This is a genomic window from Nocardia sp. NPDC087230 (genome assembly GCF_044744725.1).
In the GTDB taxonomy this organism is placed as follows: Bacteria; Actinomycetota; Actinomycetes; order Mycobacteriales; family Mycobacteriaceae; genus Nocardia; species Nocardia canadensis.
On record NZ_JBIUYV010000001.1, the window covers coordinates 589101 to 612200 of the forward strand.

Genomic DNA, 23100 nt, shown 5'->3' on the forward strand with positions numbered 1-23100 from the left:
CGGGAATCGGACAGGTCAGCGTCCGGTATCGGTGGTGATGCCGGGCTGACGCACCACAGTCGGAGACGATGGGGCGGTGGTGTCGAGACTGATGCCGGGCTGACGCGGCCCGACCCCGGCGACCGTCGACGCCGGACCGGTCGACGGGTCGATCGGTAGCGACGGTGCGGCGGCGAGTTGGGGTGCTCCCACCACCTCGACCGGCGAGAGGCTCGGCGAGGTGGTGGGAGCGGGCAAGTCCACGCTGCGGATCGTGGACGTGGTCGGAGACCCCGGCATCAGCGTGGTCGCTGGTGGACGCGCCGTCTCGGTGGTGGCGCGGCCGGTGACCGGTGGTGAGGTAGCGGCGTCGTGGGCGGCGGCGGCCAGCCAGGCGCCGGCCCACGCGGCGGGGGAGGGGCCTTCACCGAGAGCGTGGGAGTAGGCGTCGTGGCGCATCCCGGTTTCCCACAGCCGCACCCACATCGCGAGGTCGAGTAACGCCTGGTTGTCGGCGACCTCCCGCTGCACGACATCGAACGCCGCCGTGACGAGCCGGTCCCCGGTGATCGGCGGGATCAAGTCGTTGACCGTGGTGGTGAACTTTTCGCCGAGCAGCGCGACGGCGGCTACAGGATTGGACAGCACGACCGAAGCCAGTTGGGCGAGGGTGGCCGGATTGAGAACCGAAGCGATGGCGGTGTTGACCGCGGTGAGACCGATCGTGCCGACCCGGATCGCCGCCGTCAGCGCGGCGTTCATGTCCGGTGGGGTCCGGGGATCGGAGGCCTCGGCCAGCCGTTGGGAGATCGACTTGCTCGGCGACACCGACACATCAGCCAGCGAAGTCCCGGAGACGTCCTCCTCGACCGCGGTGGTGGCGGCTTTGATCGAGGTGAAGGCCAAGGCTTGGCCGATCGAGACCAGCGAGGCGATCGGGTCACCGGTCGACAGCAGCGACTGCGACGCGACCCCGGCCGCGGCCCGCAGGATCGCCGAACCCGCAGGGGTGTCACAGGCCAGATCGCCTGCGACACAGAGGTTCGCGACCCGGCCGGTCACCGCGCCGTAGTCGGCGGCGAGGTCGCGGGTCGGTCCGATCCCGCCACCGGAGGCCACCGACCGGATCGGCGCGGCGGGCAGCCGCGCCAGGTGCGCGCCGGTGGTGCCCGGAGCCGGGGCGGGCGCGCTGGCTCCGGTGCCGGGGAACAGGCCAGCGCCCGGAGTCCGGGTCGGGTCGGCCATCAACACGACCGCCGCGACGACCTCCGGGGCGACGACCCCGGTTCCGGCGCCGATGTCTTGGGCGGTGATCGAGGCGACGTGGGCGCCCTGGGAATAGCCGACGATCGCGATCCTGGTCCGCGGGCACACCGCATGGACCTGACGGATCATCGATTCCAGCCGCAGGACACCGGTGGCGACCGACTCGGTGTACGGGGTGACCGAGGCACCGACCGCGCCGCCGAAACCCGCCGGGTAGGGCACGTAGGCACGGTCGACCAGGCCACGCTCGGGTGCGGCGGCCATCATCGCCCGCATCACCAGCGACAGCATCCCGGTATCGGTCGTCGGCGCGGCATCCGGGGAGGACTCCCCGATGCCCTGCACCCCGAACGCATACAGCGCTGGACAGGCCGTGATTGACAGCGCCGTCGACACCGCCGGAGCCGGGATCGGGCTGGTGGTCGGTGCGGCGCCGACGGGCGCGGCGACGGGCGCGGCGACGGCGATCAACGCCACGCTGCCGGCCAGCGCCATGGCCACACGGCGGGCCGTCATGGGTGCTCCGGCGCCGGGACGACGGCGCCGAACCCGGCCCACCAGATACTGAGCGGGACCCGTCGGCGGCCGGTGATGAGGTCGGTGATGAGGCCGTCGAGAGCTCGCGCCAGCTCGTAAAGTGGACCCCACGTCATGATCAGGCTGGTCGGGGTGTGGTCTTGGTCGAGGCGGGCGGCGTAGTCGGCCATGCGTGCCACGGCCATCCCGATGGTTTCGGTGTGCGGCGGCGTCTGAGAGGACGGAACCGGTAGCGCCTCGGAGACCGCGGCGTCGATACGGCGCATCTGCTCGACGCGGGCCGCTCGGAGCGGCTCGCCGACCTGTGCCTGGGCGCGGGCGAGCTCGACCAGCTCGGCGGCGGCGGCCAGGATCGGGTCGCTGCGCTCGGCATCGGTGCTCCAGCCCAGGACCGAGCCCAGGATCGCCGTACCCGTGGGCAGCGGTGAATCCTGCTCGAACACAGTGCAAGTCATGGCAGCTCCTAGCGGAAACGCCCCGCGCCCGAGATCAGGTGCGGGCCGATGGATCAACCATGTTCGGTCGGCGGGGGATGCGGCCGACCGAACACGGGTGGGTCAGTGGTCGGCGTGGGTGGCCAGTGCTCGGGTGAGCACGACGCGCGCGTCGTCGCCGTAGACGGCCTGGTTCTGCAACAGGGCGAAGGTTCGCTCGGCGAGCGCGATATCGTCGGGGCTGGCGGCGATGACTTCGCCGGTGACGGTCTCGATTTCGACCGCCGTGCTGTCGTGGATTACGAAACTGCTTGCGGGCGACCGGAATTCGGTGTTGAGGGGCACGATCCCGATGCGCAGGTTAGGGCGTGAGTCGAGGTCGTCGATCAATGACTTGATCTGCGCGAACATCACCTCGGCGGAGCCGACGGTGCGGTGCAGGGCCCACTCGCCGATGAGGAATTCGAAGGCGTGGGGTTCGCGGTCGAGGATCAGCTGACGCTGCATGCGCGCGGCGACGGTGTCCTCCACATCGTTGAGCACACCCTGGACCTCGACGCAGGCCGACAGGACCGCTCGCGCGTAGTCCTCGGTCTGCACCAGGCCGATGACCAGCTCCGGGCCCCAGGCGCGTTGGCGGGTCACGCCGGCCTCGATGTCGATCAGGCTGCGCTGCAACTGCGCCAGCCCGGTAGAGAAGTGGGAGTACCAGCTCACGTAGGTCATCGTGTTCTGTCCTTACTGTCGTGGCCGGGCACCCGGATCGGTGCCCTCGAAAGCTGAGCCGGTCGGCCGGTTCAGTGCGTTCGGGGACTGCTAGGCCGCTTTCTGGGCGGCGCGAGCTGCGCCGAGAGTGATCCTGACCAGCAGTTCGAACTCCGCCAGGCGGCTGGGGCGAGGTTCGTCGCGCCATACCCGGGTGTCATCGCCGGGGGTGGGCAGCGGGATCGGGCACCCGGGTACCGTGCGAATCGCCTGCACCCTCGACTCTCGGGGGAACAAGGTGACCGTTCGAGTGTCGTCGGGCTTGGGCGCGGTGGTCAGAAAGGTACGTGTGCCGGTCGCGACGTTGTCCACGATCGGCGTGACGACGCCGCGCTGGCGGAGCTGGTCGAGAATCACCTCCGCCAGGCCGGCGCTGACCTGGATTCCGTGGACCTGGTCGGCGGGCAGGACGATCTGGTCGTGGCCGTCGAGCACGACGTGCCAGCCCAGGCGTCGGTAGGCGTTGGCGCGCTCGGCGGGGGTTTCGATCATGGGTATAGCCACAGTTCCTACTTAGGTTGTAACGGTTGCTCGGCACCGTGTGAGACGCCCGCACAATTCCTGGTCCGAGAGACCTTTTGTGAGGCTCGGTGCAGCACTGGCTGAGTAGTCGTTGACCGGGTCGGCCGTCGTCGAATCGGCGGCGGCCGACCCTGGACCTGATGCATCGGCGAGCGAAGACGGTGACCTCCGGGGTCCGTGGGTTGCGTCATGACCGTCGAGAGTTGGATAGGTCGTGGTCCGAGCCCTCCTGCACGACGCGACACCCGAAACATCGTGAGCGCGAAGCTCTGAGAAAGACCGGTGCCGTGCAGGTGAGCTGGGAACGCGAACAGCTCATTGGAGGCAAGCCGACCAGGCTCGTAAGTAGGGTGCTGCGCGTTCCCGTCTGGGTTTCGGATTGACCGAAGACCCTCACCGACGGGAGTTTGGTTTGACCAGATACTGCGGAATCGATTGGGCGGAAGGCCATCACGACATCGCGATCATCGACGAGGCAGGGACGTTGATCGCCAAGCGGCGCATCGCTGATGATCCGTCCGGCTTCGCTGCCCTCGTCGAGTTGCTGGCCGAGGCCGGCGACACGGCCGAGGAACCGATCCCGATCGCGATCGAAACACCGCGCGGGCTGATGGTCGCCGCTATGAAAGCGGCGGGCCGTCGTGTGTTCGCGATCAACCCGATGGCCGTGGCGAGGTATCGAGAACGCAGCACCATGACCGGCGCCAAGTCCGACCACGCTGATGCGATGACTCTGGCGAACATCCTGCGCGTCGATAGCCACGTGCACCGTCAGCTGCCCGATGACAGCCACCTCGTCCAGGCGATCGCCGTGTTGGCCCGTGCTCAGCAAGATGCCGTATGGCGACGCGCAAAAGCGATCAATGAGCTGAGATCGCTTCTGCGCGAGTATTATCCGAGCTTTCTGGCCGTGTTCGCCGAGCAGTCCAAGACCAACCTGGCCAAGATCGACGCCCGTGTCACTCTGAGGCTGGCGCCGACTCCCGCGGCTGCGGCGAAGTTGACTACAGCCCGCCTTGCGGCGGCGCTGCGCCGTGCCGGCCGGATCCGTGCGGTCGACGCGGCAGCGGCCGACATCGTCGAGCGGTTGCGCCGCGACCAACTGCGACAGCCCGTTCTTGTCGAAAAGGCGATGGGCCGTCAAGCACTGGCGCTTCTGGCAATGCTCGATGCCGCCTGCGCCGGGGCTGACGATCTGGAGGAGTCTTCGGTGGCGGAGTTCCGCAAGCACGCCGATCACGACATCATCGTCAGCTTTCCTGGCTTGTCGGAAACCTCGGGTGCGCGGGTCCTCGCTGAGATCGGCGATGATCGCGCGCGGTTTCCCACTGCGCGGGCGCTGAAGGCATACGCCGGATCCGCTCCGATCACTCGCGCGTCGGGACGCAGCATCGCGATCACCCGCCGACGGGTCAAGAACAACCGGCTCGCGGCGGCTGGCTGGGTGTGGGCCTTCGGCGCCGCGGTCAACCGTGGTCCCGCACGTGAGCACTACCTGCGCCGTCGGGGCGGCGGCGAGCGCCATGCTGCTGCGATTCGGCAGCTGTTCAACAAGCTGCTCGGTCAACTGCATTTCTGTCTCCGAACTCGGCAACATTTCGATCCGGTCAAAGCGTTCGAACCTCCAGCAGTCCAGAGCCCAGAGCCCCTGGCCGCTTGACACTTACGGCCATCGGAGGTCTCGCAAGGCATTCGGTCGATCGGGAGGAGTCCGTCCCTGATCTCGGCGACGGTGATGGACGGATGGGGATGGGAAAGCCAGTCACGCAAGAAGTTCCGCACTGCGGTGCGGCAGCCGCGGAAGTCGACCACCAGCCCGGCGCTGATCACCCGCAGATGGGTGTCGGGTTCGTCCGGGCGAGGTGATCGAGACAGCGGCATCGCACACCTGCGCGGGGTCCTACCGGCACCCCGAGATCGTGGCGAGCACGACCTCGGCGGAGGGCCGGTACGGATCCAGTGGTTCGTGCGGTAGCCAACGCCGGGCGGGATCTCGTGGCGAGGGCACCAGCACTTCGTCACCGTCGGGAACGAGCACCGCGCCGATCGCGGACAGTGCCGCGAAGCTCGCGCCGCTGCGCAGGTGGGTGGGTACGGGACCGGTCAGGATCGTCACCGTGGGCTGCTCGGTGTCGGTGTGCACGATGACCGGGCCCGGCCAGGCCAGCGCGTCGATGACCCGGTGACCGACATCGCACGGCAGCTCGATGGCGCCGACCGTGCCGGTCCGTAGCACGATCTGGCCGGTGGATTCGCGGACGAAGACCTCGAGTCCGCAAGCGTTGCGGTAGATGCTGGCCCGGTGAATCACTTTGTCCACGGACAGAAATCGGGTAGTCGTCATCGGTGTTCACCACCCTTCACGCAGGCCCGGACCGCGTCGAGGACGGTCGTTGTCGTGGGCCGCTGCGGACTGGATGGGGGCGTCTGCCACTCCCGGCACGGTGCTGCGCCGATGGCGGTCGGTGTCGGGAGCCCGATCCGAATGCCGGAGGCGAGGACGACGACGTTGTTGACCCACAGCAGCGTGGCGTCGGGGAGTTCGTCGATCTGGCGGTCAGCCGCGGTGATGAATGTCCACGACCTCGACCTGGGGTGGGACACGATCGGTCCGCTGTCGGCGTCGCCTCGGGCCAGTTCCCGTCGCACCCGGTGACCGAGGACCGACGGCATCATCACCGCCTGGACCCGGCCCGCGACGACGATGAGCTGGCCGGAGTCAGGATCGATGACCGCTGGCAGTTGGCACACCTGCCCGTAGTAGGCGCACCGCGCCGCCACCGAGACACCGACCAAGTCCAGGCCCGCCGACGCGGCCTCGGCTGTGACCGGAAGGTAGGGAGGGGGAGCGTCGATCAGCGCGGTTCGGCCAGAATTGGCATTCATTGGTTGCCTCCGCGTACGAGGTGGGAGATCGCGATCCAGGCCGGAAATCTGAGGTCTGATCGAGGGTTGGTGACCGCGGCCAGGGCCTTGTCCACGGCCGCGGAACGGCGCCGCGAATTACGTCGACTCGGCCAGTCTGCTTCCTCGGCCTTGAGTTCTGCGACAACGGCTTCCAGAGGCTCTGGGCCGTGGCGGGCGAAACTGCGCAGGATCGCTGTGAGCTCGTGGTGTGTTCGACTCCGCACCGCTGTCGACCCCCAATCTTGTGCGCGATTGACGTGTTCTTCTCAGGTAACCAGCAGCATCAGCCGCGGCCTACGGATTCGATGTCCACACCGCGTCCACAACCTGTTGCGGCTCCCGACAGTGCGCCAATTCGGCACTCAGTCGGTCGAACTCGGATGGCCATCGCGCTGCCGACGGCGTGCAGCGGTCGACTCGATCGGTGCCATGGTCGTGGCGTTGGCCAAGCGGACCTTGATCGCTTGCGGGCCGCGATCGCCTTCGGCGATGTCGAAGTGAACCCGATCGTTGTCGGACAGGCTCCGGAATCCCTGCCCGAGGATGCCGGAGTAGTGGACGAAGATGTCGGGTCCGTCGCTGCGAGCGATGAATCCGAATCCCTTCTCGGCGCTGAACCACTTCACAGTTCCGGTGTTCGACATCTCGAATTGCCTTCCGTGATCGCTCTGGCCACCCATCCACGGAGATGCGTCGGGCATTCCGACGCCCCCCGGCGAGGCAGCCGACCAAAGCCGGACCGGTATCTCGCTCGAGTGCTGATTCCAATGGTGGACGGCAGATTCGATGCGCTGAAGGGCTCGAGTGAATAGGTTCAATTCACGGCGGGCCGATTCGGCGGATAGGGTGAGCCGATGGCGTCATCGCCCGGCCACCGTGACTGCGTACGGTGTCGAGGACCTGCGGTCGGTATCGGCAAAACCGTGTTGTGCGTCGAGTGCGCCCGCGCCGCGTACTCGACGCGGATACCGACTGCGCAGTGGTGGGTCGGCGCGCTCAGAGATGCCCTGCGCAGCGAGCAGATCGGTCAGGTTCTCGCGGCCTACCGGCATCACCCAGCCCACGGGCACCGGTCACTACCGCAGACCGAGTTGGCCCGCTGGCTGGGTCTGTCCCAAGCCCGGCTGTGCAGGCTCGAAAACCAGCGCGCCCACCTCGATCACCAGGCCTGGACCGACATCGCCCACATCCTGGGGATCCCCGAACCGCTTCTGTGGCCAGATCCGCACGGGCAGCTGCCAAGAGAAGTCGCCACAGACACCGGCATCGCGGCGGTACGCCTTCCCAACGGGAAAACCGTGCCCGCGATGAGCGCCGGAACGGAGGCACCACTGGCACAGACACTGCTTGCGACACTGAACAACTACGCGGCACTGGACATGCTCGCCGGGCCCCACGATCTGCTCGATATCGTCGAATACCAGCTGGCAGCTATCGATTCCGCCGTGCAGCGCCGCATCGAAGGCCGATCGCAGCTGCAATACGCATGGGGGCGATTCGCCGAATTCCTCGGCTGGCTCCACCAAGACGCCGGGAACCTGCACACGGCGATGAAATGGTCTGCCCAGGCGCTTGCTCGCGCGAATGAGTGCGGCGATCCCCAACTGCGGGCCTACGTGCTGATGCGCCAATCGAACATCGCCGGCGACGCCGGCAACACCGTCGTCGCGGTCGACCGGGTCGAGGCAGCGCTGGCTGACACCACAGGCCTGTCCTCCCGGCAACGATCGGTGCTGCTACGACAGAAGGGCCACGCCTACGCCCAACGGACCTTGACGACAGGCAGCCGAGGAGACCGACGAACGTGCGTGGACGCGCTGGCCGAAGCAGCCGACTTCGCTACCGCGGGCAGTCCCGACGACAACGACCTGGCGCAGTACTGCACCGCCGGATACGTCGCGATGGAAGCTGCACATTGCTGGGTGCAGCTCGGGCGCCCCGAACGGGCGTTGACGACCCTCGAGACGGGATTGGCCGACTGGGCTCCGGGTAGCAACCGCGACCTCGGGATGGGATTTGCTCGCCTGGCCACCGCGTACGCTGGCAATGGCCAACCTGATGAAGCTCTTGACGTCGCGCAGCATGCGCTGAAGATCCACGCCGATACCGGGTCGCACAGGACCATTCGGCAGCTCCAACAGGTTGGTGTCGCCCTGCATCAACGTCGACACCGCGGCCACACGCAAGCCTTCGCGGCTATGCTGCGCGAGCACATGGCGACCGCCCGTGTCGCCCCGGCAGCCCCTGATGAGGAGTTCGAGTGGAGCTGATCACGACCGCCACCTCGACCGACGTCGCTCGTGTCGGCGCAACGGTCGCTGTCCTGCCTGTCGGGAGCTTCGAACAACACGGTGACCATCTGCCGTTGATCACCGACACCGCCATCGCGTGCCTGATCGCCGAGCAGATCGCCGACCGCTACGAGCTCATGCTGCTGCCACCGATCACGATCTCGGCCAGCCACGAACACGAAGCCTTCCCGGGGACCGTCAGCATCAGCGCGTCCACCCTGATCGCACTGATCGATGACATCCGCGCCTCTCTCACCAGGAGCGGGATCACCACCCTGGTCATCGTCAATGCGCACGGCGGGAACTACGTCCTGTCCAACATCGCCGCCCAAGCCAACGTTGACGGCCGCCACGTGGTCCTCTATCCCGGACGAGCGGACTGGGAAACAGCGCGGTTGGAGGCCGGGATGGTGAGCAGCATCCACGATGACATGCACGGCGGCGAGCTCGAAACCTCGATTCTCCTGCACTCCCGACCGGAGCTGGTTGGCGACTCCTATCGCGACGCAGACCACCTCGCCTCGGATCGCCGCCACTTCCTCCTGAAGGGGATGGCCGCCTACACGTCGACAGGCATCATCGGTCTTCCATCAGCGGCAACGGCGGATAAGGGCGAAGCTGTCCTGGTGAGCCTCACCGACTCGTTCGAGGACTACCTCGATGAGATCAAGCGATAGCTACTAGTACAACGACGACTGGTCTGTGCGGTTCGGGCATCACGTGGTGGATTTCTACCCCTCATCGGCTACCAAGCCCTTACGGGTCGAGGCGGTGCTCCGGGGTAGCCCTTTGGTGGCGCGGTGATGAATCCGGCGATAGCCTCCAGGCCGGGCTGGTATCCGTCGGTGGTGCAGACAGTCATCTGCGCGACGTCCATTTGCACAGGCACGAAAGAGTCGGCGGTGCGGGTTCCGGCGGTGATCTCGGCGATGAGGTCGGTGTCGTTGTGTGCACGGCGGTGGGGATCGTGCTCGGCTCGGTGGATGATGCGGTTGTGAGGACATGTTGTGGCGCGGTGCAGTGGATGATTCGGACCTGTGCAAGTTCTGTCAGCGGGATGAGGTTGGGGCGCCAAAGTTTGTCCTGGAAAGCGGCTTCGGCGACGATGCTGACCCCGGCGCGGGCAAGGACGGTGAGGGTGTCGAAGAAGGCGTGCATGGCGGGGATGTTGAGGTCTTCGTAGCCGGTGTGGCGTGGACCGGTGGCGACGGCCATTCCCTGTTTGATCTCGTCGCGGATGACCGCCGGGATACCGACCTGGTCGGCGAGTACGTGGGCGAGAGTGGACTTGCCTGAACCCGGTGGGCCGGAGATGACGGCGATCACGGGCACCCCAGGTGAAGTTGCCATTCCGCATTCTCGCATGTCAGACACCTGTATCGATCCTGTAGTCGCCGTGATCGGCCTTGGAAAGTTGGAAGACGATGAAGCCGGGCGCGCGGGTGAGGTTTCGTACTCGGCGGGGTGAGTTGGGGCTATCTCGGTGGGGGCTGGTGTTTGGTCTTGAATCTCGGTGTCCACAAAGCGTCCACAGACTGGCATGATTCGACCGTATGGACAGCCACGCCGCTATCGTCGGTGCGCAGCTCCGAGCCGCCCGCGAGGCCGCGGGCGTATCGCTGGCTGCGTTGGCAGGCCAGATCCATCGAGGGAAATCGACCCTGGCCTACTACGAGACCGGCGAACGCACACCACCGCCCGATCTCGTCGCAAGCTACGAGACGAGATTCGGCGGCCTTCGCGACCCCGCCGCCACCCTCGCTGACCTTGGAAAGGCTGATGTGGAACGACGAGCGTTTCTGCGCGGCGGGTACTCGACGGCCCTGAGCGCGTCAGTGCTGTTGCCCGGGTGGCTGGATACCCCCACACCCGCCATTCGAGCGCAGAGCGCGATCCGGCACGTCGGTTCCTCCGACGTCGCAGAAGTACGCAACGTCATAACCTTGTTCTCTCAGATCGAACAGCGCATGGGCGGCGGGCACGGGCGGCGAGCTGTCGTCCAATACCTCAGCAGTGAGGTTGTCGCCTTCCTCAACGGCACCTACACCGACGATGCAGTTCGCCGCGGGATGTTCTCGGCGGCAGCAGAGATGGCCTATCTGGCAGGCTGGATGGCTTTCGACAACGACGAGCACTCCCCGGCCCAGCGCTACTTCGCCACCGCAACCAAGCTCGCAGCCGAGGCGCATGACGCACCTTTGACAGGTCACATCCTGCGCGCGATGGCACACCAAGCGATCGACCTCGGGCACCCCGACGAGGGACTCGCACTGGCCGAAGCCTCGGTCGAAGGCCCCAGGTACAGCAAAGCCACGCCTCGGGAGAAGGCCTTGCTCAAGGTCGTCCACGCGAAGGCGCTCAGTTCGGCCGGCCGACCTTCGGAGGCGGCCAAGGCCGTGCTTGTCGCAGAACAAGATCTCGCCGCAGCATCGAGCGCGATCCCGGAACCTTCACGGGTGTTCTTCTTCACCGAGGCGAGCTTGGCGCACGAAACTGCTTGTGTTCTGCGCGATTCCGGGGACTTGGCAGGTGCCGCAGTGCAATTCGACCGCAGCGTACGTAAACGCAAGGCGCAGGCATTCGCCCGCACCCACGCGGTCACCCTCGGCTACCTCGGTGCGGTACAGGCCCGTCAGGGTGACCTCGAATTAGCCTGCGAGACATGGAAAGCCGCGATGCGTTCGATGGGGCGAGTGCAGTCCGGTCGCACCCGTGCGGTCGCCCGCGATATCCGCGACGCTGTCTCCCCCCATCTCGGCTCGACGGTGGCGGGATTTGCCGAAGTCGACGCCCAAGCCTCTGAATACCTTCAAGCACACGGAAAGTAGGACCGCAGCGATGGCTGACGAGACGTTCGAAGTGGTACCGATCGCGCATGTGGTCGGCGGTCGCCGCGAACCCACCGACGATCACTGGGGCGGCACCGAGACGGTCATACGGATCGACGATCCCCGGTTCGGCGAGGACTCGGTCCAGGGCCTCGAAGCTTTCAGTCACATAGAAGTGGTGTTCAGGTTCCACCTGACCGATCAGACCGACCTCCACTTTGGTGCCCGCAGCGCCCGCGACAACCCGGCGTGGCCCGAGGTAGGGATCTTCGGGCACCGCAACATGCGCCGGGTCAACTGGCTCGGAGTGTCGCGCGCGCGTCTCCTTCGCGTCGACGGTCTCGACCTCCATGTAGCGGAACTGGACGCAGTAGACGGCACACCGGTGCTCGATATCAAGCCATGGTTCGCCGAATTCGGGCCTCGCGGCGAGGTCGAGCAGGCACCGTGGTCCACGGAGATGCTCAAGGACTACTTCTGAGCCAGCGAATTCGTGAACAGCTGGGCGGACTAACTCCGGCCGTCATCACTGTGCGGAAGGCTGGGTGAGAAGGAAGAGCGGCATGAGTGATCAGGGAGGGATTGGCCTCGACGACGCCCGCATTGGCGACGGCTAGCCGTCCTTCTGGCGGGCGGTGTGATCGCGGTGCGCTCATGACAGCGGGCGATGATGCGCGTCGACAAGCTACTGCATATCCATGGCGAGTTGCTGGTGCCCCTCGGCCGGACATCGGCCGCGATTTGTTCGATGCCGGCCGGTGAGGACATTGGCGGCGAGTTCACCGTGGCCTCCGCGGTCCGGATGGGCCGCGACACAGACTCCGGCTATGTACGAACGTCGACGGCAGACGCCACACGACCCGAAACCGGCTACTGCCGAGGTTGTTCGCGAGCGGCAGCAGAAATCGGTGGTCAGCTCAGCCGCGCTCTGGTTGGCTGCGCGTAGTCCGCGTGCCTTTGTCCGGCACTGCGTTGGCGCACGACTGGCAGCGTGACGCGAAGGGGATGGGATGATGCTCGATGCCAGCCTGTTGAGATCGGCCCGGCGAGCTCGCGGCTGGTCGCAGGTCCGACTGATTTCTGCGCTGCGAGATCATGCTGCACAGTGCAATGTTGGGCTGATGACGACCGCGAGCCTGCGAGTCGCCCTGTCTCGCTGGGAGAACGGTCACGTTGTTCCCGACGAAGTGCACAGCCGCCTTCTCTGCCATGTTCTGGAACTGGACGAGATCGGCATCCAGCCCGCCCCGTCGTTATTCGACAGCACAGGCGATGACTCGCTGTTCGCGCTGCTCTCCGCACAGACGAACAACCTGCGACTTCTCGATCGTAGAGTGGGCGCGCCAGCGGTCCGGGTTCAAACGGCCGGGCACGTCGAGGCGTTGGAAGCACTTTGGCGCGGCGTCGACGGGGCGGACCGGGTGAGCATCGCGCGGGTTCAGGCCGACGCAGCAGCGTTGGCTGCGTGGCAGGACCTCGACATGGGCGATCACATCAATGCATCACGGCACTACGTCGTAGCCAGGCAGGCAGCCTCAAGAGCAGGCGACCCCGTTCTCATGGCGCATGCAATAGGTGAGCATGCAATTATGCTCGCTGAAACCGGCAGAGCGGCAGCCGCGGCTGTGGAGGTCGCCAGGGCTGAAGCGATGCCGATGTTGCCGATGTTGCTTCGCTCGTGGTTGGCGGCGACCTACGCACAGGTTTCGTCTGGGCTACCGGATCAGGCGCGGTCGGTGCAGACTGCGCTGATCCGAGCCGAAGCCCACCTTCGCCGCTCCACTCATGGTGACGAAGCGGAAATGCCCTACCTGGCGCTGAACGAGGTACATCTGCGACGTTGGCAGGGCCACATTCTGGTCAGATCCGGCGACCCGGCTGGAGCATCGGCGACCCGCGCAGCGCTGAACGAGTTGCCCGGTGAGTTCGTTCGAGCGCGGTGTGGGCAGCTCCTGGATCTGGCCGAGGCGAACCTGGCCGGTGGCGACCTCGAGGAGACACACGACCTTCTCGACACCGCGGCGGCGACGATCGCTCGCCTGGGCTCAGTTAGGCTCGGGAACCGTCACGAACTGCTGTCCAGGCGACTGCGTTCCGGAGTCGCCGGCAACTAGTGCTGCTGCCGCGAGCATGCCCACCGCAGTGCCGGTGCCAAGCAACTGGCCTTTCGAGAGGAGGTCGGCTGTTTCACCGAGAGGAACCCATAGCAGCTGGGCAGATTCCTCGGCGTCGGTCGGTGCGGCGATCTGGCATGGGTCGCTTCCGACGTAGATGAGATGGCGAGTTTGCACCAAGCCGGGCATAGGTTCGAGATCGGCTACCAATGTGAGCCGGTCGACTTCGAATCCTGTCTCCTCCAGAAGCTCCCGACGAGCACCTGACAGCGGGTCTTCGCAAGGATCGAGGATGCCGCCGGGGGATTCCAGACCGATCGAGTCCACGATCCATCGATGCCGACGCATGAGGAGGGCTCGGTGGTGCTCGTCGACCGCGATCACGGTCGTCACTGTGTTCAACCGGATGGCGTGATGAGTTCGGTCGAGCCCGTCAGGTGTGGTGATCTGGCTACGGGTCACCGTAAGCCACGGCTTTCCCTCGTAAACGGTCCACTCCCGGTGAACAATGGTGCGCGGCGGATCGATCATGGATTCACCGTAGCGGGCACTCGTGCTACGGGTTGCTACCTTCCGATACCGGCTGATCCCCGGGAAGGCTGGCGAAGAGTGGCGATCACTAGAATCGTGTTCGCACGACAGCCGATTCCGTCGAACGGCTGTGAGTTGTGTCGATCCCACCAAGTCGCGACAGCCGGTTGGCGCGGCGTAGCGACCGAATCCGGCCCGCACCAGCGGGCGTGGCTACCGAGAGGATTTCGCAGTCGTGACCCAGATCCGGGCTAACGCCCTTGACGAGCTCTCCTGGCGTGGGCTTGTCGCGCTGTCCACCGACGAGGAGGCGCTGCGCGCTTCCCTCTCGGACGGCCCGGTGACCTACTATTGCGGCTTCGACCCGACTGCGCCGAGCTTGCACATGGGCAACCTGGTACAGCTACTGACGATGCGTCGCTTGCAGGACTTCGGACACAAACCGATCGCGCTGGTCGGCGGCGCGACCGGGCTCATCGGCGACCCGCGCATGTCCGGTGAACGAGTCCTCAACGACCACTCCACCGTCGCGGCCTGGGTCGACCGCATCCGCGACCAGGTTCAGCGGTTCCTGTCCTTCGAGGGAGACAACGCTGCCGTTGTCGTGAACAACCTGGACTGGACTTCGCCGATGTCGGCGATCAACTTCCTTCGCGACGTCGGAAAGCACTTCCGGGTGAACAGGATGTTGGCCAAGGAAGCTGTTTCGGCGCGGCTCAACAGCGAGGTGGGGATCAGCTTCACCGAATTCTCCTACCAGCTGCTTCAGGGCATGGACTTCTACCAGCTCTACAACCGGTACGGGTGCACTCTGCAGACCGGCGGCTCCGATCAGTGGGGAAACCTGACTGCGGGAGCGGACCTGACCCATCGCGTCGAGGGCGTGAGTCTGCACGCCTTGGCCACGCCCTTGATCACCAAAGCAGACGGCACGAAGTTCGGGAAAACCGAAGGTGGCGCGATCTGGCTCGATCCTGAGATGACCACTCCATACACCTTCTACCAGTTCTGGCTCAACGCCGAAGACTCCAAGGTCGGCGACTACCTCAAGATCTTCACCTTCCGCGGCCAGGACGAGATCGCAGGGCTCGAGGACGCGGCCAGACAGCGGCCCGCGCAACGGGAAGCCCAACGCGCGCTCGCCGAAGACGTCACCACGCTCGTTCATGGGCAGGCAACAATGGAGCAGGTGCGTGCCGCCAGCCAAGCTCTGTTCGGTAGCGGCGACCTGGCAGCGCTCGACGTATCGACGCTCGGCGATGCGGTCAAAGAGCTGCCTTCGGCATCGCTCTCCCCTGGCACGCACAGCGTCGTCGACCTGCTGGCTGCCACTGGGTTGGTAGCTAGCAAGTCCGCAGCCCGCCGGGCGGTGGCCGAGGGCGGCGCCTACGTCAACAACCGCAAGGTCGAGACCGTCGATGCGGTCGTCGACGCGACGGACTTGCTGCACAGCCGATGGATCCTGCTCCGCAGAGGCCGCAAATCGCTCGCGGTCGTGGAAGTCGGCTGACAACATCGAGATGGGCGGTGACTTGTTGTCTCGGGTCACCGCCCGTCGTTGACCCGAGCACAGCTCGGCCGCGGTACGAACCGAATTCCACGAGCCAAGGCAGCGCGCTGATGGGCAAGCAGTTGATAATTCTCGACCTCGATGGAACGTGCTACCCCCGCGACTCCGCCTTGACACGGATCATCGACGACCGCACGACCACCTTCCTGGTGAAGCGCGCGGGAGTGGAGCCAGCGGACCTGGACGCGATGGAACGGCGCAACCCATCGATTCTCGAAGCGCTCGACCTACTCGGCATCCCGCGGCGCCAGTGGGCCGATGCGGTGTACCAGGACCTGCCGTATCGGCGACTCCTGCACCCCGATCCGGCACTAGCACTCGCCCTTTCACGCATTGGTGGACCTCGAATCCTGGTGACCATGGCTCCAGGCCGGCACGCGATCGAGGTGCTTGACGCGCTCGGACTCGCCGCGATGATCGACCGCACGATCTCCGTATGCGACAACGAATTCCACACCGACAAGCACGAAATCTACCGCGAACTGGTCGCCGACTTCGGCGCAACCGAGGCAACCGTTTTCGGAGACAACGTCGCGTTGGACTTGGACCCGGCATCGGCCTTGGGATGCGTGTGCGTCCACATCGATCCCGGAGGCGGCCGTGGTGGGGCATATCCCGTCTACCCGGACCTGGCTCGCGCCCTTGTGGCGCTTTAGGCGCTGGTAAGCACCAGGATTCGACGAGATCTTCATCGGATGCTACGTCCTGCTACGTTCCACTTGGGCGTATGCGGCTAGACCCTGAAGGGTATGACCAGGACGATCTCGAACGAATCCCCAACTCCGTTGCCGTCCAGCGGTTCCTGCATTGACGAGCAGGCGACATCCGAACCGCTTCTCAACCTCTTCCAGCATCCTGACTCGAAGGATGTTGCGGCCGTACACCGCTGGTTGAAGGTGCTGGAAGATCTCGTCGGGCCCTACGTCGACACCGCGAGTCCACGCATGCGGCGAGAGGATCTGCGGTCGTTCGGCGAGATCCTCGAAACCGAGTCTCTGCCCTACGAATCGAACGCGCCGGAGTCGGTGCTGGCCGAGCTGGCACCATACTTCCAGGGAATGATGCGCTGGATTCACTCCGGCACGATGATCAACGTGACTCCGCCGCCGACTCTGCCCGCGGCCGCGGCGGCAGCGTACGTGTCTGTGCTGAACCCCAACGGTGCACAGGATATGTCCAGTGGGCTCCTGCTCGGAACCGAGCTTGCAGTGGTGAAGATGCTGTCTCAGCTGGCCGGTTTCGACGTCGACAGGTCCGGTGGCGTGTTCACCTTCGGTGGCAAGAGCACCAACATGCACGCGATCAAACACGGTATCCAGCGTGCCCAGCCGGACTCTCGCCGCGACGGCATCGCCACTCCGGTACGCGTGGTGTCCTCGACCCAAGGCCACCCCTGCCACGAGGAAGCGTGCGGGTGGTTGGGAATCGGGGAAACCAGCTGCCTGCGCGTACCGACGCGGCCCGACGGAGCCATGGACCTGGCGGCCTTGGAGGACACCATCCGCGCAAGCGTGCGCGCGGGCGAACAGGTAGTGACGATCTTCGCCAACGGCGGCACCACGATCCAGATGCTGGTCGACCCTATCGGCGACATCGTCGCGTTGCGAGACCGGCTCGTCGAGGAACTGGACCTCGACTACATCCCCCGAGTCCACGTGGACTCGGTCGTGGGCTGGGTGTGGCTGTTCTTCCGCGACTACGACTTCCAAGCCAACCCCTACGGCTTTCCACCGACAGCGCTCAACCGCATCCGCACTCAGGCCGCCCGGATCGCCGAAATCAGCCTGGCGGATTCCTTCGGAGTCGACTTCCACAAGACCGGCTTCGCGGCCTACATTTCGAGCGTCTACATGGTCGCCAACCGTAGCGAGATCTACCAGCAGGGAGGAATCACTGACGCCGACCACCCGATCGGCGGCGGCGGACGCAAAGGCACGCCCTATCAGGAGCTTCGGTTCGGGCACAACTCCCCATTTCAATACACCCTCGAACTCAGCCGGTCGATGGCCGGACCAGTGCAGGCCTACGTCAACCTGAAGATGCTCGGTGTCGCCGGCTACCAGCGCCTAATCGGCGGTCTGGTCGTGTCCTCGCAGCGGTTTGCTGATGAGCTCACTGCACAGGGCAGATTCGAAGTGCTCAGCGACGCGGACAGCCACGGCTTCGCCGTGTTGTTCGTCGCCAAGCCCTCGACAGACACACCATCGCTTTTCGACAGTGCCTGGACGCGAGCCGATTTGGAAGCCGTCGCACACTACAATTATCGCTTCTACCGGTACCTGTTCGAACAGCAAGCGTTGGGCCGTTGCCCGATCGCCTGCGACTACTCCTCTGGCTATCACAAGCTGGCCGGTGGCGCGAAGATCGGCGTCCACAAGTCCTACCCCATGTCACCGTTCTACGACGAGGACACCGCGATCGACTTTGCCCGAACACTCGGCGAGATGCTCACCGAGTTCGACCGTCAACCTCTCGATCAGCCAATGGCAGGCGGCCCACACGAAGCGCGGCCGCCGATTTTCAGGCCCGGCTCCCTGAGATGATCACCCGCCGAGTGAGGGCCGCGTGCGCCGACGAGGTCCTCGAAGGACACCTCAGGAAATACGCCGAGCTCGCCCAATCCGATCGCACCCGAATCCTGGCCGCAGTTGTAAGGAACTACGCGCGCAGTGTCGACCACTCTGACCCCGACCGCTTCGCACTATGGCAGACGGCCAGCAACGAACTCACCAGACCACTCACGAGCGAGCTCGTCGAATCCCGCGCGCGGCGACTTGCGATCAGAGGTGGACGGCGACGGGAATTCGGCGGGCGGTCGCTGCTGTCGTCTATCGGCGACGCTATCCAGCGGGCGCCGGTGACGGCGGAGCACCATCTGCGTGTCGCACTCGATCTGCATGACAGAGGCGTCGCGCCTGTTCTCACGTACGCCTTCAACCGGTGGTTCGACTCCACCGTCGAGCCTCAGGTTGCCGGACGACGGCTCGCCGAACTCACGATCATGGGCCTCTATCGGCTCGCTGGCGAGCAAAAGCCTCGGTCCAATGCGGAAGTTCTGGCTTCCGGCGCCGCCGCAGATGTAATCCACACGGGCGCAGGTGTTTGCAAGCATCCCAGGAACCTCGCGGCCCGCGAGGTACTGCTTCCGCTTGAGTTCATCAACTACAAGATCCTCGCTCAGACCGCTCTCCGTAACCGAATCCCCGGTAATGCTGACTTCACGCCAGATACGGCGACGCTACGCCGCGACTACGTGCACGGCGTCAGTGGCGAATCCATGCTTGCAGCTGGAACTTTGCCGAATTCGCAACAACGGGCAGACCTGAGATCCATGCATGGGGACCTGCTTCGTGAGCTTCCTGAAAACGAGCTCTCCCTTGACCTTCATCCGGGAAATTTCGTTTGGGACCATCGGCATGGCCGCTGGGTGCTGGTCGATCTCGGACCCATCCCCGTAATCGGCTCCGAAGAGTACGCCACCGCCGATTTCACTGCCTACTACAGCCACACCTGGTTGAACCGGCTGTCGAGGGAACGGGCTGAACCGATCAGGTCCATCGACTACCGCGTTGGGGCCTCATCGGATTCAACGCCGAACTTGGGCCTCGAACCCGAATCTCAATGAGCTCGCTACGGTGGAACAAGCGATCTGGTCGCGCATCACTGGCTGGACCGGAACCAAGCCCTCACCCGGCCCCGCCGCCTACTTCGCCGCGCACCAGAGCGAAATCCACGACCACCTCCTCGCGATGAAAGTGCAGACCACATGAAGATCCTCGTCACCGGTGGCGCTGGCTACGTCGGCGCCACCGTGACCCGGCTGCTGCTCGACGCCGGGCACCAGGTCGACGTCGTCGATGACCTTTCGCGCAACGACGCCCGCCAGATCCCGGCCAAAGCGACCTTCCACCAGCTGCGGGTGCAGGACATCGCACAGGTCCTCACCGCGGGATCGGGATTCGATGCGGTGCTCCACTTCGCCGGGCTCATCGCGGCCGGCGAGTCCATGGCGCACCCGCAATGGCACTGGGACAACAACACTCGCGCCTCGCTCGCCCTACTCGACGCCATCGAAGAGGCCGCGGTGCCTCGGCTGGTGTTCTCCTCCACCGCCGCCGTCTACGGCGAGCCCGAGGAAGTTCCCATCGTCGAGACCGCCGCGACAAACCCGGTCAACACCTACGGCGACACCAAACTCGCTGTCGACCGCGCGATCGCCACGATCACCCGAGCCAGCGAGCTCGGCGCGATCAGCCTGCGCTACTTCAACGTCGCGGGAGCACACACCTGCAACGACGGGACCATGATCGGTGAACGCCACACCCCGGAAACCCATTTGATTCCCCTCGCGCTCGACGCCGCCGCCGGACTCCGCGACAAGTTCTCACTCTTCGGCGACGACTACCCGACCCCGGACGGCACCTGCATCCGCGACTACATCCACGTCACCGACCTGGCGCACGCTCATCTGCTCGCGCTCGACGCGATCACACCGGGCGAGCACCGGGTCTACAACCTCGGCAACGGGATCGGATTCTCCAACAAGGAAGTCCTCGACGCGGTGCGAGAGGTCACCGGCGTGGTGTTCGAGACCGAGACGGCTCCACGCCGCCCTGGAGATCCCGCAGTTCTGTACGCCTCATCCGAGCTCGCCCGACGAGAACTTGGTTGGGAGCCGACTAGTCCGGGCATCGTCGATATCGTCGCCGATGCGTGGCGGTTCCATCAGCTGCGTCGCTGATGTGATCGGAACTCGGCCTGCCGTCGATCGACCGGGCCCGGCGAGTCTCGCGTCGGGATCGGCGCGAGAGACGGCGGCTAGCCGATTCGCAGTGCGGCGGTGGCGGCTTCGACGACCGCGCTGCGATATCGGGCGCCGAAGAGCACCAGGTGCACGAGCAACGGATGCAACTGATGCAGGGGGATCCGTTCGCGCCAGCCGTCGGCCAGCCGCGTCGCCTCGGTGTAGCTGTCGAGGATGTCGTCGAGGTGGTCGATACCGAACAGCGCGAGCATCGCTAGATCGGTTTCGCGGTGCCCGGCGTGCGCTGCTGGGTCGATCAAGACACCGCGCCCGCCGCTCCAGACGACATTGCCTGACCACAGATCGCCGTGGATACGGCTCGGAGGCTCGGTGGGACCGGCCAGGGAATCGATCCTGGCGATGACTGTCTCGATCAGCCGGGTCTCGTCAGGCTCGAGGTGTTGGTGGCCGGTGCGCAGGTAGGGCAGCAGGCGAGCTTCGGCGTACCACGTGTTCCATGGTTGGGTCGAGGGCGTGTTGTCGAGTGCTAGGTCGGCGATGTATCCGTCCCAGTCGGCACCGAAGGTCGGGGCCGGGCGGGAGTGCACAGTCGCCAGGTCGTGGCCGAATCGGCGCGCGGCCTCGACCGTGCCCTCCTGCGGCGTCAGCCACGGCAGCACCAGCATCGTGTCGTCGACGGCGAGAACCTCTGCCACGGGACTCGATTCGGTGTCAGTGGCCAGCCAGCGCAGGCCAGCGGCCTCGGCGGCGAGGACTGGTCCGCAGTCGGCGGTGGCTTTGACGAAGACCTGTTGACCATTGCCGGTCGTCGCGCGGTGCAGGGTCCAGGAGTGCCGCGCGCCGAGGTCGACGACGGTGTCGATCGAGCTGTTCAGCAGCTCGGATAGGTGAGCGTTGTCGAGCACAGATCGGTGTTCCTTTGTGATAGCGGGTCGCGATTGTCAGTAGGCGATGATGCTGTTGCCGGGGGCGGGAACCCGTCCACGATTATCAAGGCAGAACGCGCTCTGGACCGGGTTTCCTGACACCCGACGGGTCAGGACGCGGGCGCGGCATCTGGTCCGGGGCTGGGGGCGAGTGTGCTATTGGGCTAGCAGGTCGGGGGCGATGTATTACAGATGCTGCGACCTGCGACTGTGTTGGCGTTAGCAGTAATGAGTTGGCGAGAATTGCGGCGGTGGTGAGCATTCCGACGGCGGTTCCGGACCCGAGGAAGTGCTGGAGGGCGAGCAGGTCTGCCGTGCGGGTGAGTGGAATCCACATCAGTTGGCTGGCTTCCTCACCGTCTGTCGGTTCTGCGACCTGACGGGGATCGCGTCCTAGGAACACCAGGTGGCGGGTTTGAACCAGGCCGGGCATGGTTCGAAGTCGGCGATCAGGTCGAGTGCTGCGACCTCGAAGCCGGTTTCCTCCAACAGTTCCCGGCGTGCGCATGCGGCAGGGTCTTCACCGGTTTCGACAATGCCGCCGGGCGATTCGAACCCGGTCGCGTCGACGATCCAGCGGTGACGGCGCATCAGCAGCACTCTGGCGTGCCGGTCGACAGCGATCACCGTTGCGACAGTGTTCAATCGGATCGCGTGATGGGATCGGGTGATGCCGTCCGGTGTGGTGATCTCGTTGCAGGTGACCTGCAGCCACGGTGTTCCGTCGTACACAGTCCATTCACTATGAACGACAGTACGTGGCGGATCGACTATGCGCCCAGGCTAGCGTCCGGTGGCGTGTTCAGCCGCGTTCGATTGCCACAGCTCGTGCTGAAGAGCGCGGTCGCGCAGCTGCCGCCAGCCTGCTGGAAATCTGGCTGGGATCAGGCGGTTGCTTGGTGGTAGGCAGCGACGATGTCGGCGGCTATGCGTCCACGGGCCGAGACCTGGTGGCCGTTCGCGGACGCCCAGGCGCGGATGGCGCCGCGCTCATTGGCCGGCGCGGACTCGGTGACCTTCCTCGGGCGAGCGCTCGGTGTGGCACCTCGGATCTTCCGTGCGTGCGGGATCCATTCCTCGAAGGTCTTGCGCAGGAGTGCGGCGTTGGCCGCGCTCAGATCAATTTGGTAGCGGGCTCCGTCGATCCCGAACGAGATCGATTCATCCGCGGGTGTGGTGCCATCGAGGTCGTCGACGACGCTGACCGTTACTTTGCGTGCCATATTCCGGCCCTATTCGCTCGTTGGAAGGTTGGGAATTTCCAACGGTATCGGTGTTCGATGACTACGAAAACTCGATATCGATGTACGTTGCGTCACACCAGATTTCAGGTGAAAGCACTCGTTGTCGCACCGTAGCGTCGAGGAATGACGAACAATTCGAGCGGTGACTGGACCTGGATCTGCGACATGTGTCGGATCGAGCTGACCGTCGAGTGGGATGACGAGCTGGAACAAGACATCGGCCTGCCAGCCTTCACAGCCCCTTTGCCCGGCCGCGTGATCAACATCTGCGACGACTGCGCACAGAATCGGGGCTCACACGAGCTGACCGAACTGGCCCATACCATCGTCGACAGCCAGGGCATGTGAGAGGAACCGCGGTGCCGACCGCGCCGGCGAACGTATGCGCACCGGGCTGATTCGTGCGGGGATACAGAGCGCG

At 65.4% G+C, this 23100-nt stretch carries 24 protein-coding genes and 1 pseudogene; 13 read left to right on the plus strand and 12 right to left on the minus strand.

Annotated elements, in window-relative coordinates; all coding sequences use genetic code 11:
• Positions 1–15: 15 nt before the first annotated feature.
• The 4 genes from ACIO52_RS02735 to ACIO52_RS02750 all read right to left on the minus strand — a co-directional run bounded on the left by ACIO52_RS02735 (position 16) and on the right by ACIO52_RS02750 (position 3473).
• The gene (locus tag ACIO52_RS02735; protein WP_402641053.1) at positions 16–1761 is read right to left on the minus strand and encodes a cutinase family protein; all 1746 of its coding nucleotides are present in this window, start codon (positions 1759–1761) and stop codon (positions 16–18) included.
• Positions 1758–2237: a hypothetical protein gene (locus ACIO52_RS02740; protein WP_402641056.1), complete on the minus strand. Its 480-nt coding sequence runs from the start codon at positions 2235–2237 to the stop codon at positions 1758–1760. The genes ACIO52_RS02735 and ACIO52_RS02740 overlap by 4 nt, the downstream gene beginning before the upstream one ends.
• Before the next feature lie 102 nt (positions 2238–2339).
• Complete coding sequence (locus ACIO52_RS02745; RefSeq protein ID WP_402641058.1) at positions 2340–2942, minus strand: DUF5753 domain-containing protein; 603 nt, start codon at positions 2940–2942, stop codon at positions 2340–2342.
• A 90-nt stretch (positions 2943–3032) separates the two neighbouring features.
• Positions 3033–3473, minus strand: a complete 441-nt coding sequence (locus ACIO52_RS02750) for a hypothetical protein (protein ID WP_402641060.1) — start codon at positions 3471–3473, stop codon at positions 3033–3035.
• A gap of 409 nt (positions 3474–3882) precedes the next feature.
• On the opposite strand from ACIO52_RS02750, the gene ACIO52_RS02755 reads away from it, so the two are divergent.
• Positions 3883–5163 carry an IS110 family transposase gene (locus ACIO52_RS02755; protein ID WP_402641063.1) on the plus strand — a complete coding sequence of 427 codons (1281 nt, stop codon included), beginning with the start codon at positions 3883–3885 and terminating at the stop codon, positions 5161–5163.
• A 240-nt stretch (positions 5164–5403) separates the two neighbouring features.
• Here the strand turns inward: ACIO52_RS02755 and ACIO52_RS02760 are convergent, their stop codons facing one another.
• From ACIO52_RS02760 to ACIO52_RS02770, 3 genes and pseudogenes are all read right to left on the minus strand, one after another.
• The gene (locus ACIO52_RS02760; RefSeq protein WP_402641066.1) at positions 5404–5823 is read right to left on the minus strand and encodes a hypothetical protein; all 420 of its coding nucleotides are present in this window, start codon (positions 5821–5823) and stop codon (positions 5404–5406) included.
• Positions 5824–5843: 20 nt separating this feature from the next.
• Positions 5844–6389: a DNA-directed RNA polymerase subunit beta gene (locus ACIO52_RS02765; RefSeq protein ID WP_402641069.1), complete on the minus strand. Its 546-nt coding sequence runs from the start codon at positions 6387–6389 to the stop codon at positions 5844–5846.
• A gap of 470 nt (positions 6390–6859) precedes the next feature.
• Positions 6860–7054: pseudogene (locus ACIO52_RS02770) on the minus strand (cold shock domain-containing protein); the annotation flags it as partial.
• Positions 7055–7333: 279 nt separating this feature from the next.
• Between ACIO52_RS02770 and ACIO52_RS02775 the strand changes: the two are divergent.
• Entirely contained in the window at positions 7334–8680 is a 1347-nt protein-coding gene (locus ACIO52_RS02775) for an XRE family transcriptional regulator (RefSeq protein ID WP_402641071.1), read from the plus strand.
• Entirely contained in the window at positions 8671–9378 is a 708-nt protein-coding gene (locus ACIO52_RS02780; protein ID WP_402641073.1) for a creatininase family protein, read from the plus strand. Before ACIO52_RS02775 ends, ACIO52_RS02780 begins: the two co-directional genes overlap by 10 nt.
• Positions 9379–9559: 181 nt before the next feature.
• On the opposite strand, the gene ACIO52_RS02785 is transcribed toward ACIO52_RS02780, so the two are convergent.
• On the minus strand, positions 9560–10027 hold the full coding sequence (locus tag ACIO52_RS02785; protein ID WP_402641076.1) for an AAA family ATPase: 468 nt from the start codon (positions 10025–10027) through the stop codon (positions 9560–9562).
• 227 nt (positions 10028–10254) lie between these two features.
• On the opposite strand from ACIO52_RS02785, the gene ACIO52_RS02790 reads away from it, so the two are divergent.
• The 3 genes from ACIO52_RS02790 (at position 10255) to ACIO52_RS02800 (ending at position 13643) form a co-directional block, all read left to right on the plus strand.
• Complete coding sequence (locus ACIO52_RS02790; RefSeq protein WP_402641078.1) at positions 10255–11529, plus strand: helix-turn-helix domain-containing protein; 1275 nt, start codon at positions 10255–10257, stop codon at positions 11527–11529.
• Between the two features lie 10 nt (positions 11530–11539).
• A complete protein-coding gene (locus ACIO52_RS02795) occupies positions 11540–12010 on the plus strand; it encodes an SAM-dependent methyltransferase (RefSeq protein WP_402641081.1) in 471 nt (156 codons plus the stop codon).
• 640 nt (positions 12011–12650) lie between these two features.
• Complete coding sequence (locus ACIO52_RS02800) at positions 12651–13643, plus strand: hypothetical protein (RefSeq protein WP_402641084.1); 993 nt, start codon at positions 12651–12653, stop codon at positions 13641–13643.
• On the opposite strand, the gene ACIO52_RS02805 is transcribed toward ACIO52_RS02800, so the two are convergent.
• Positions 13575–14174 carry an NUDIX hydrolase gene (locus ACIO52_RS02805; RefSeq protein WP_402641087.1) on the minus strand — a complete coding sequence of 200 codons (600 nt, stop codon included), beginning with the start codon at positions 14172–14174 and terminating at the stop codon, positions 13575–13577. The two genes, ACIO52_RS02800 and ACIO52_RS02805, sit on opposite strands and share 69 nt — an antisense overlap.
• Positions 14175–14418: 244 nt before the next feature.
• On the opposite strand from ACIO52_RS02805, the gene tyrS reads away from it, so the two are divergent.
• From tyrS to galE, 6 genes are all read left to right on the plus strand, one after another.
• Positions 14419–15684: a tyrosine--tRNA ligase gene (tyrS, locus tag ACIO52_RS02810; protein WP_402642136.1), complete on the plus strand. Its 1266-nt coding sequence runs from the start codon at positions 14419–14421 to the stop codon at positions 15682–15684.
• Positions 15685–15794: 110 nt separating this feature from the next.
• Positions 15795–16400: an HAD family hydrolase gene (locus ACIO52_RS02815; protein WP_402641090.1), complete on the plus strand. Its 606-nt coding sequence runs from the start codon at positions 15795–15797 to the stop codon at positions 16398–16400.
• Positions 16401–16493: 93 nt separating this feature from the next.
• The gene (locus ACIO52_RS02820) at positions 16494–18287 is read left to right on the plus strand and encodes a pyridoxal phosphate-dependent decarboxylase family protein (protein WP_402641093.1); all 1794 of its coding nucleotides are present in this window, start codon (positions 16494–16496) and stop codon (positions 18285–18287) included.
• Positions 18284–19369 (plus strand): hypothetical protein, encoded by a 1086-nt coding sequence (locus ACIO52_RS02825; RefSeq protein WP_402641095.1) that lies wholly within the window; start codon positions 18284–18286, stop codon positions 19367–19369. The genes ACIO52_RS02820 and ACIO52_RS02825 overlap by 4 nt, the downstream gene beginning before the upstream one ends.
• A gap of 10 nt (positions 19370–19379) precedes the next feature.
• A complete protein-coding gene (locus tag ACIO52_RS02830; RefSeq protein WP_402641098.1) occupies positions 19380–19514 on the plus strand; it encodes a hypothetical protein in 135 nt (44 codons plus the stop codon).
• Positions 19511–20485, plus strand: coding sequence for a UDP-glucose 4-epimerase GalE (gene galE / locus ACIO52_RS02835; protein ID WP_402641100.1), 975 nt, complete (start codon positions 19511–19513; stop codon positions 20483–20485). Before ACIO52_RS02830 ends, galE begins: the two co-directional genes overlap by 4 nt.
• Positions 20486–20562: 77 nt before the next feature.
• On the opposite strand, the gene ACIO52_RS02840 is transcribed toward galE, so the two are convergent.
• The 3 genes from ACIO52_RS02840 to ACIO52_RS02850 all read right to left on the minus strand — a co-directional run bounded on the left by ACIO52_RS02840 (position 20563) and on the right by ACIO52_RS02850 (position 22658).
• A complete protein-coding gene (locus tag ACIO52_RS02840; RefSeq protein ID WP_402641103.1) occupies positions 20563–21414 on the minus strand; it encodes a fructosamine kinase family protein in 852 nt (283 codons plus the stop codon).
• Between the two features lie 414 nt (positions 21415–21828).
• The gene (locus tag ACIO52_RS02845; RefSeq protein WP_402641106.1) at positions 21829–22062 is read right to left on the minus strand and encodes an NUDIX hydrolase; all 234 of its coding nucleotides are present in this window, start codon (positions 22060–22062) and stop codon (positions 21829–21831) included.
• A gap of 257 nt (positions 22063–22319) precedes the next feature.
• Positions 22320–22658, minus strand: coding sequence for an Lsr2 family protein (locus tag ACIO52_RS02850; protein ID WP_402641109.1), 339 nt, complete (start codon positions 22656–22658; stop codon positions 22320–22322).
• Positions 22659–22802: 144 nt separating this feature from the next.
• Between ACIO52_RS02850 and ACIO52_RS02855 the strand changes: the two genes are divergently transcribed.
• Positions 22803–23027 carry a hypothetical protein gene (locus ACIO52_RS02855; protein WP_402641112.1) on the plus strand — a complete coding sequence of 75 codons (225 nt, stop codon included), beginning with the start codon at positions 22803–22805 and terminating at the stop codon, positions 23025–23027.
• Positions 23028–23100: the final 73 nt, after the last annotated feature.

Excerpts from the sequence above, each read along its gene's own strand:
- ACIO52_RS02855 (WP_402641112.1), top strand. The coding sequence starts at position 22,803 with ATGACGAACAATTCGAGCGGTGACTGGACCTGGATCTGCGACATGTGT.
- ACIO52_RS02800 (WP_402641084.1), top strand. The coding sequence starts at position 12,651 with ATGACGACCGCGAGCCTGCGAGTCGCCCTGTCTCGCTGGGAGAACGGT.
- ACIO52_RS02790 (WP_402641078.1), top strand. The coding sequence starts at position 10,255 with ATGGACAGCCACGCCGCTATCGTCGGTGCGCAGCTCCGAGCCGCCCGC.
- ACIO52_RS02735 (WP_402641053.1), bottom strand. The coding sequence starts at position 1,761 with ATGACGGCCCGCCGTGTGGCCATGGCGCTGGCCGGCAGCGTGGCGTTG.
- ACIO52_RS02825 (WP_402641095.1), top strand. The coding sequence starts at position 18,284 with ATGATCACCCGCCGAGTGAGGGCCGCGTGCGCCGACGAGGTCCTCGAA.
- ACIO52_RS02805 (WP_402641087.1), bottom strand. The coding sequence starts at position 14,174 with ATGATCGATCCGCCGCGCACCATTGTTCACCGGGAGTGGACCGTTTAC.
- ACIO52_RS02745 (WP_402641058.1), bottom strand. The coding sequence starts at position 2,942 with ATGACCTACGTGAGCTGGTACTCCCACTTCTCTACCGGGCTGGCGCAG.
- galE (WP_402641100.1), top strand. The coding sequence starts at position 19,511 with ATGAAGATCCTCGTCACCGGTGGCGCTGGCTACGTCGGCGCCACCGTG.
- ACIO52_RS02740 (WP_402641056.1), bottom strand. The coding sequence starts at position 2,237 with ATGACTTGCACTGTGTTCGAGCAGGATTCACCGCTGCCCACGGGTACG.
- ACIO52_RS02815 (WP_402641090.1), top strand. The coding sequence starts at position 15,795 with ATGGGCAAGCAGTTGATAATTCTCGACCTCGATGGAACGTGCTACCCC.
- ACIO52_RS02795 (WP_402641081.1), top strand. The coding sequence starts at position 11,540 with ATGGCTGACGAGACGTTCGAAGTGGTACCGATCGCGCATGTGGTCGGC.
- ACIO52_RS02820 (WP_402641093.1), top strand. The coding sequence starts at position 16,494 with ATGACCAGGACGATCTCGAACGAATCCCCAACTCCGTTGCCGTCCAGC.
- ACIO52_RS02750 (WP_402641060.1), bottom strand. The coding sequence starts at position 3,473 with ATGATCGAAACCCCCGCCGAGCGCGCCAACGCCTACCGACGCCTGGGC.
- ACIO52_RS02850 (WP_402641109.1), bottom strand. The coding sequence starts at position 22,658 with ATGGCACGCAAAGTAACGGTCAGCGTCGTCGACGACCTCGATGGCACC.
- ACIO52_RS02765 (WP_402641069.1), bottom strand. The coding sequence starts at position 6,389 with ATGAATGCCAATTCTGGCCGAACCGCGCTGATCGACGCTCCCCCTCCC.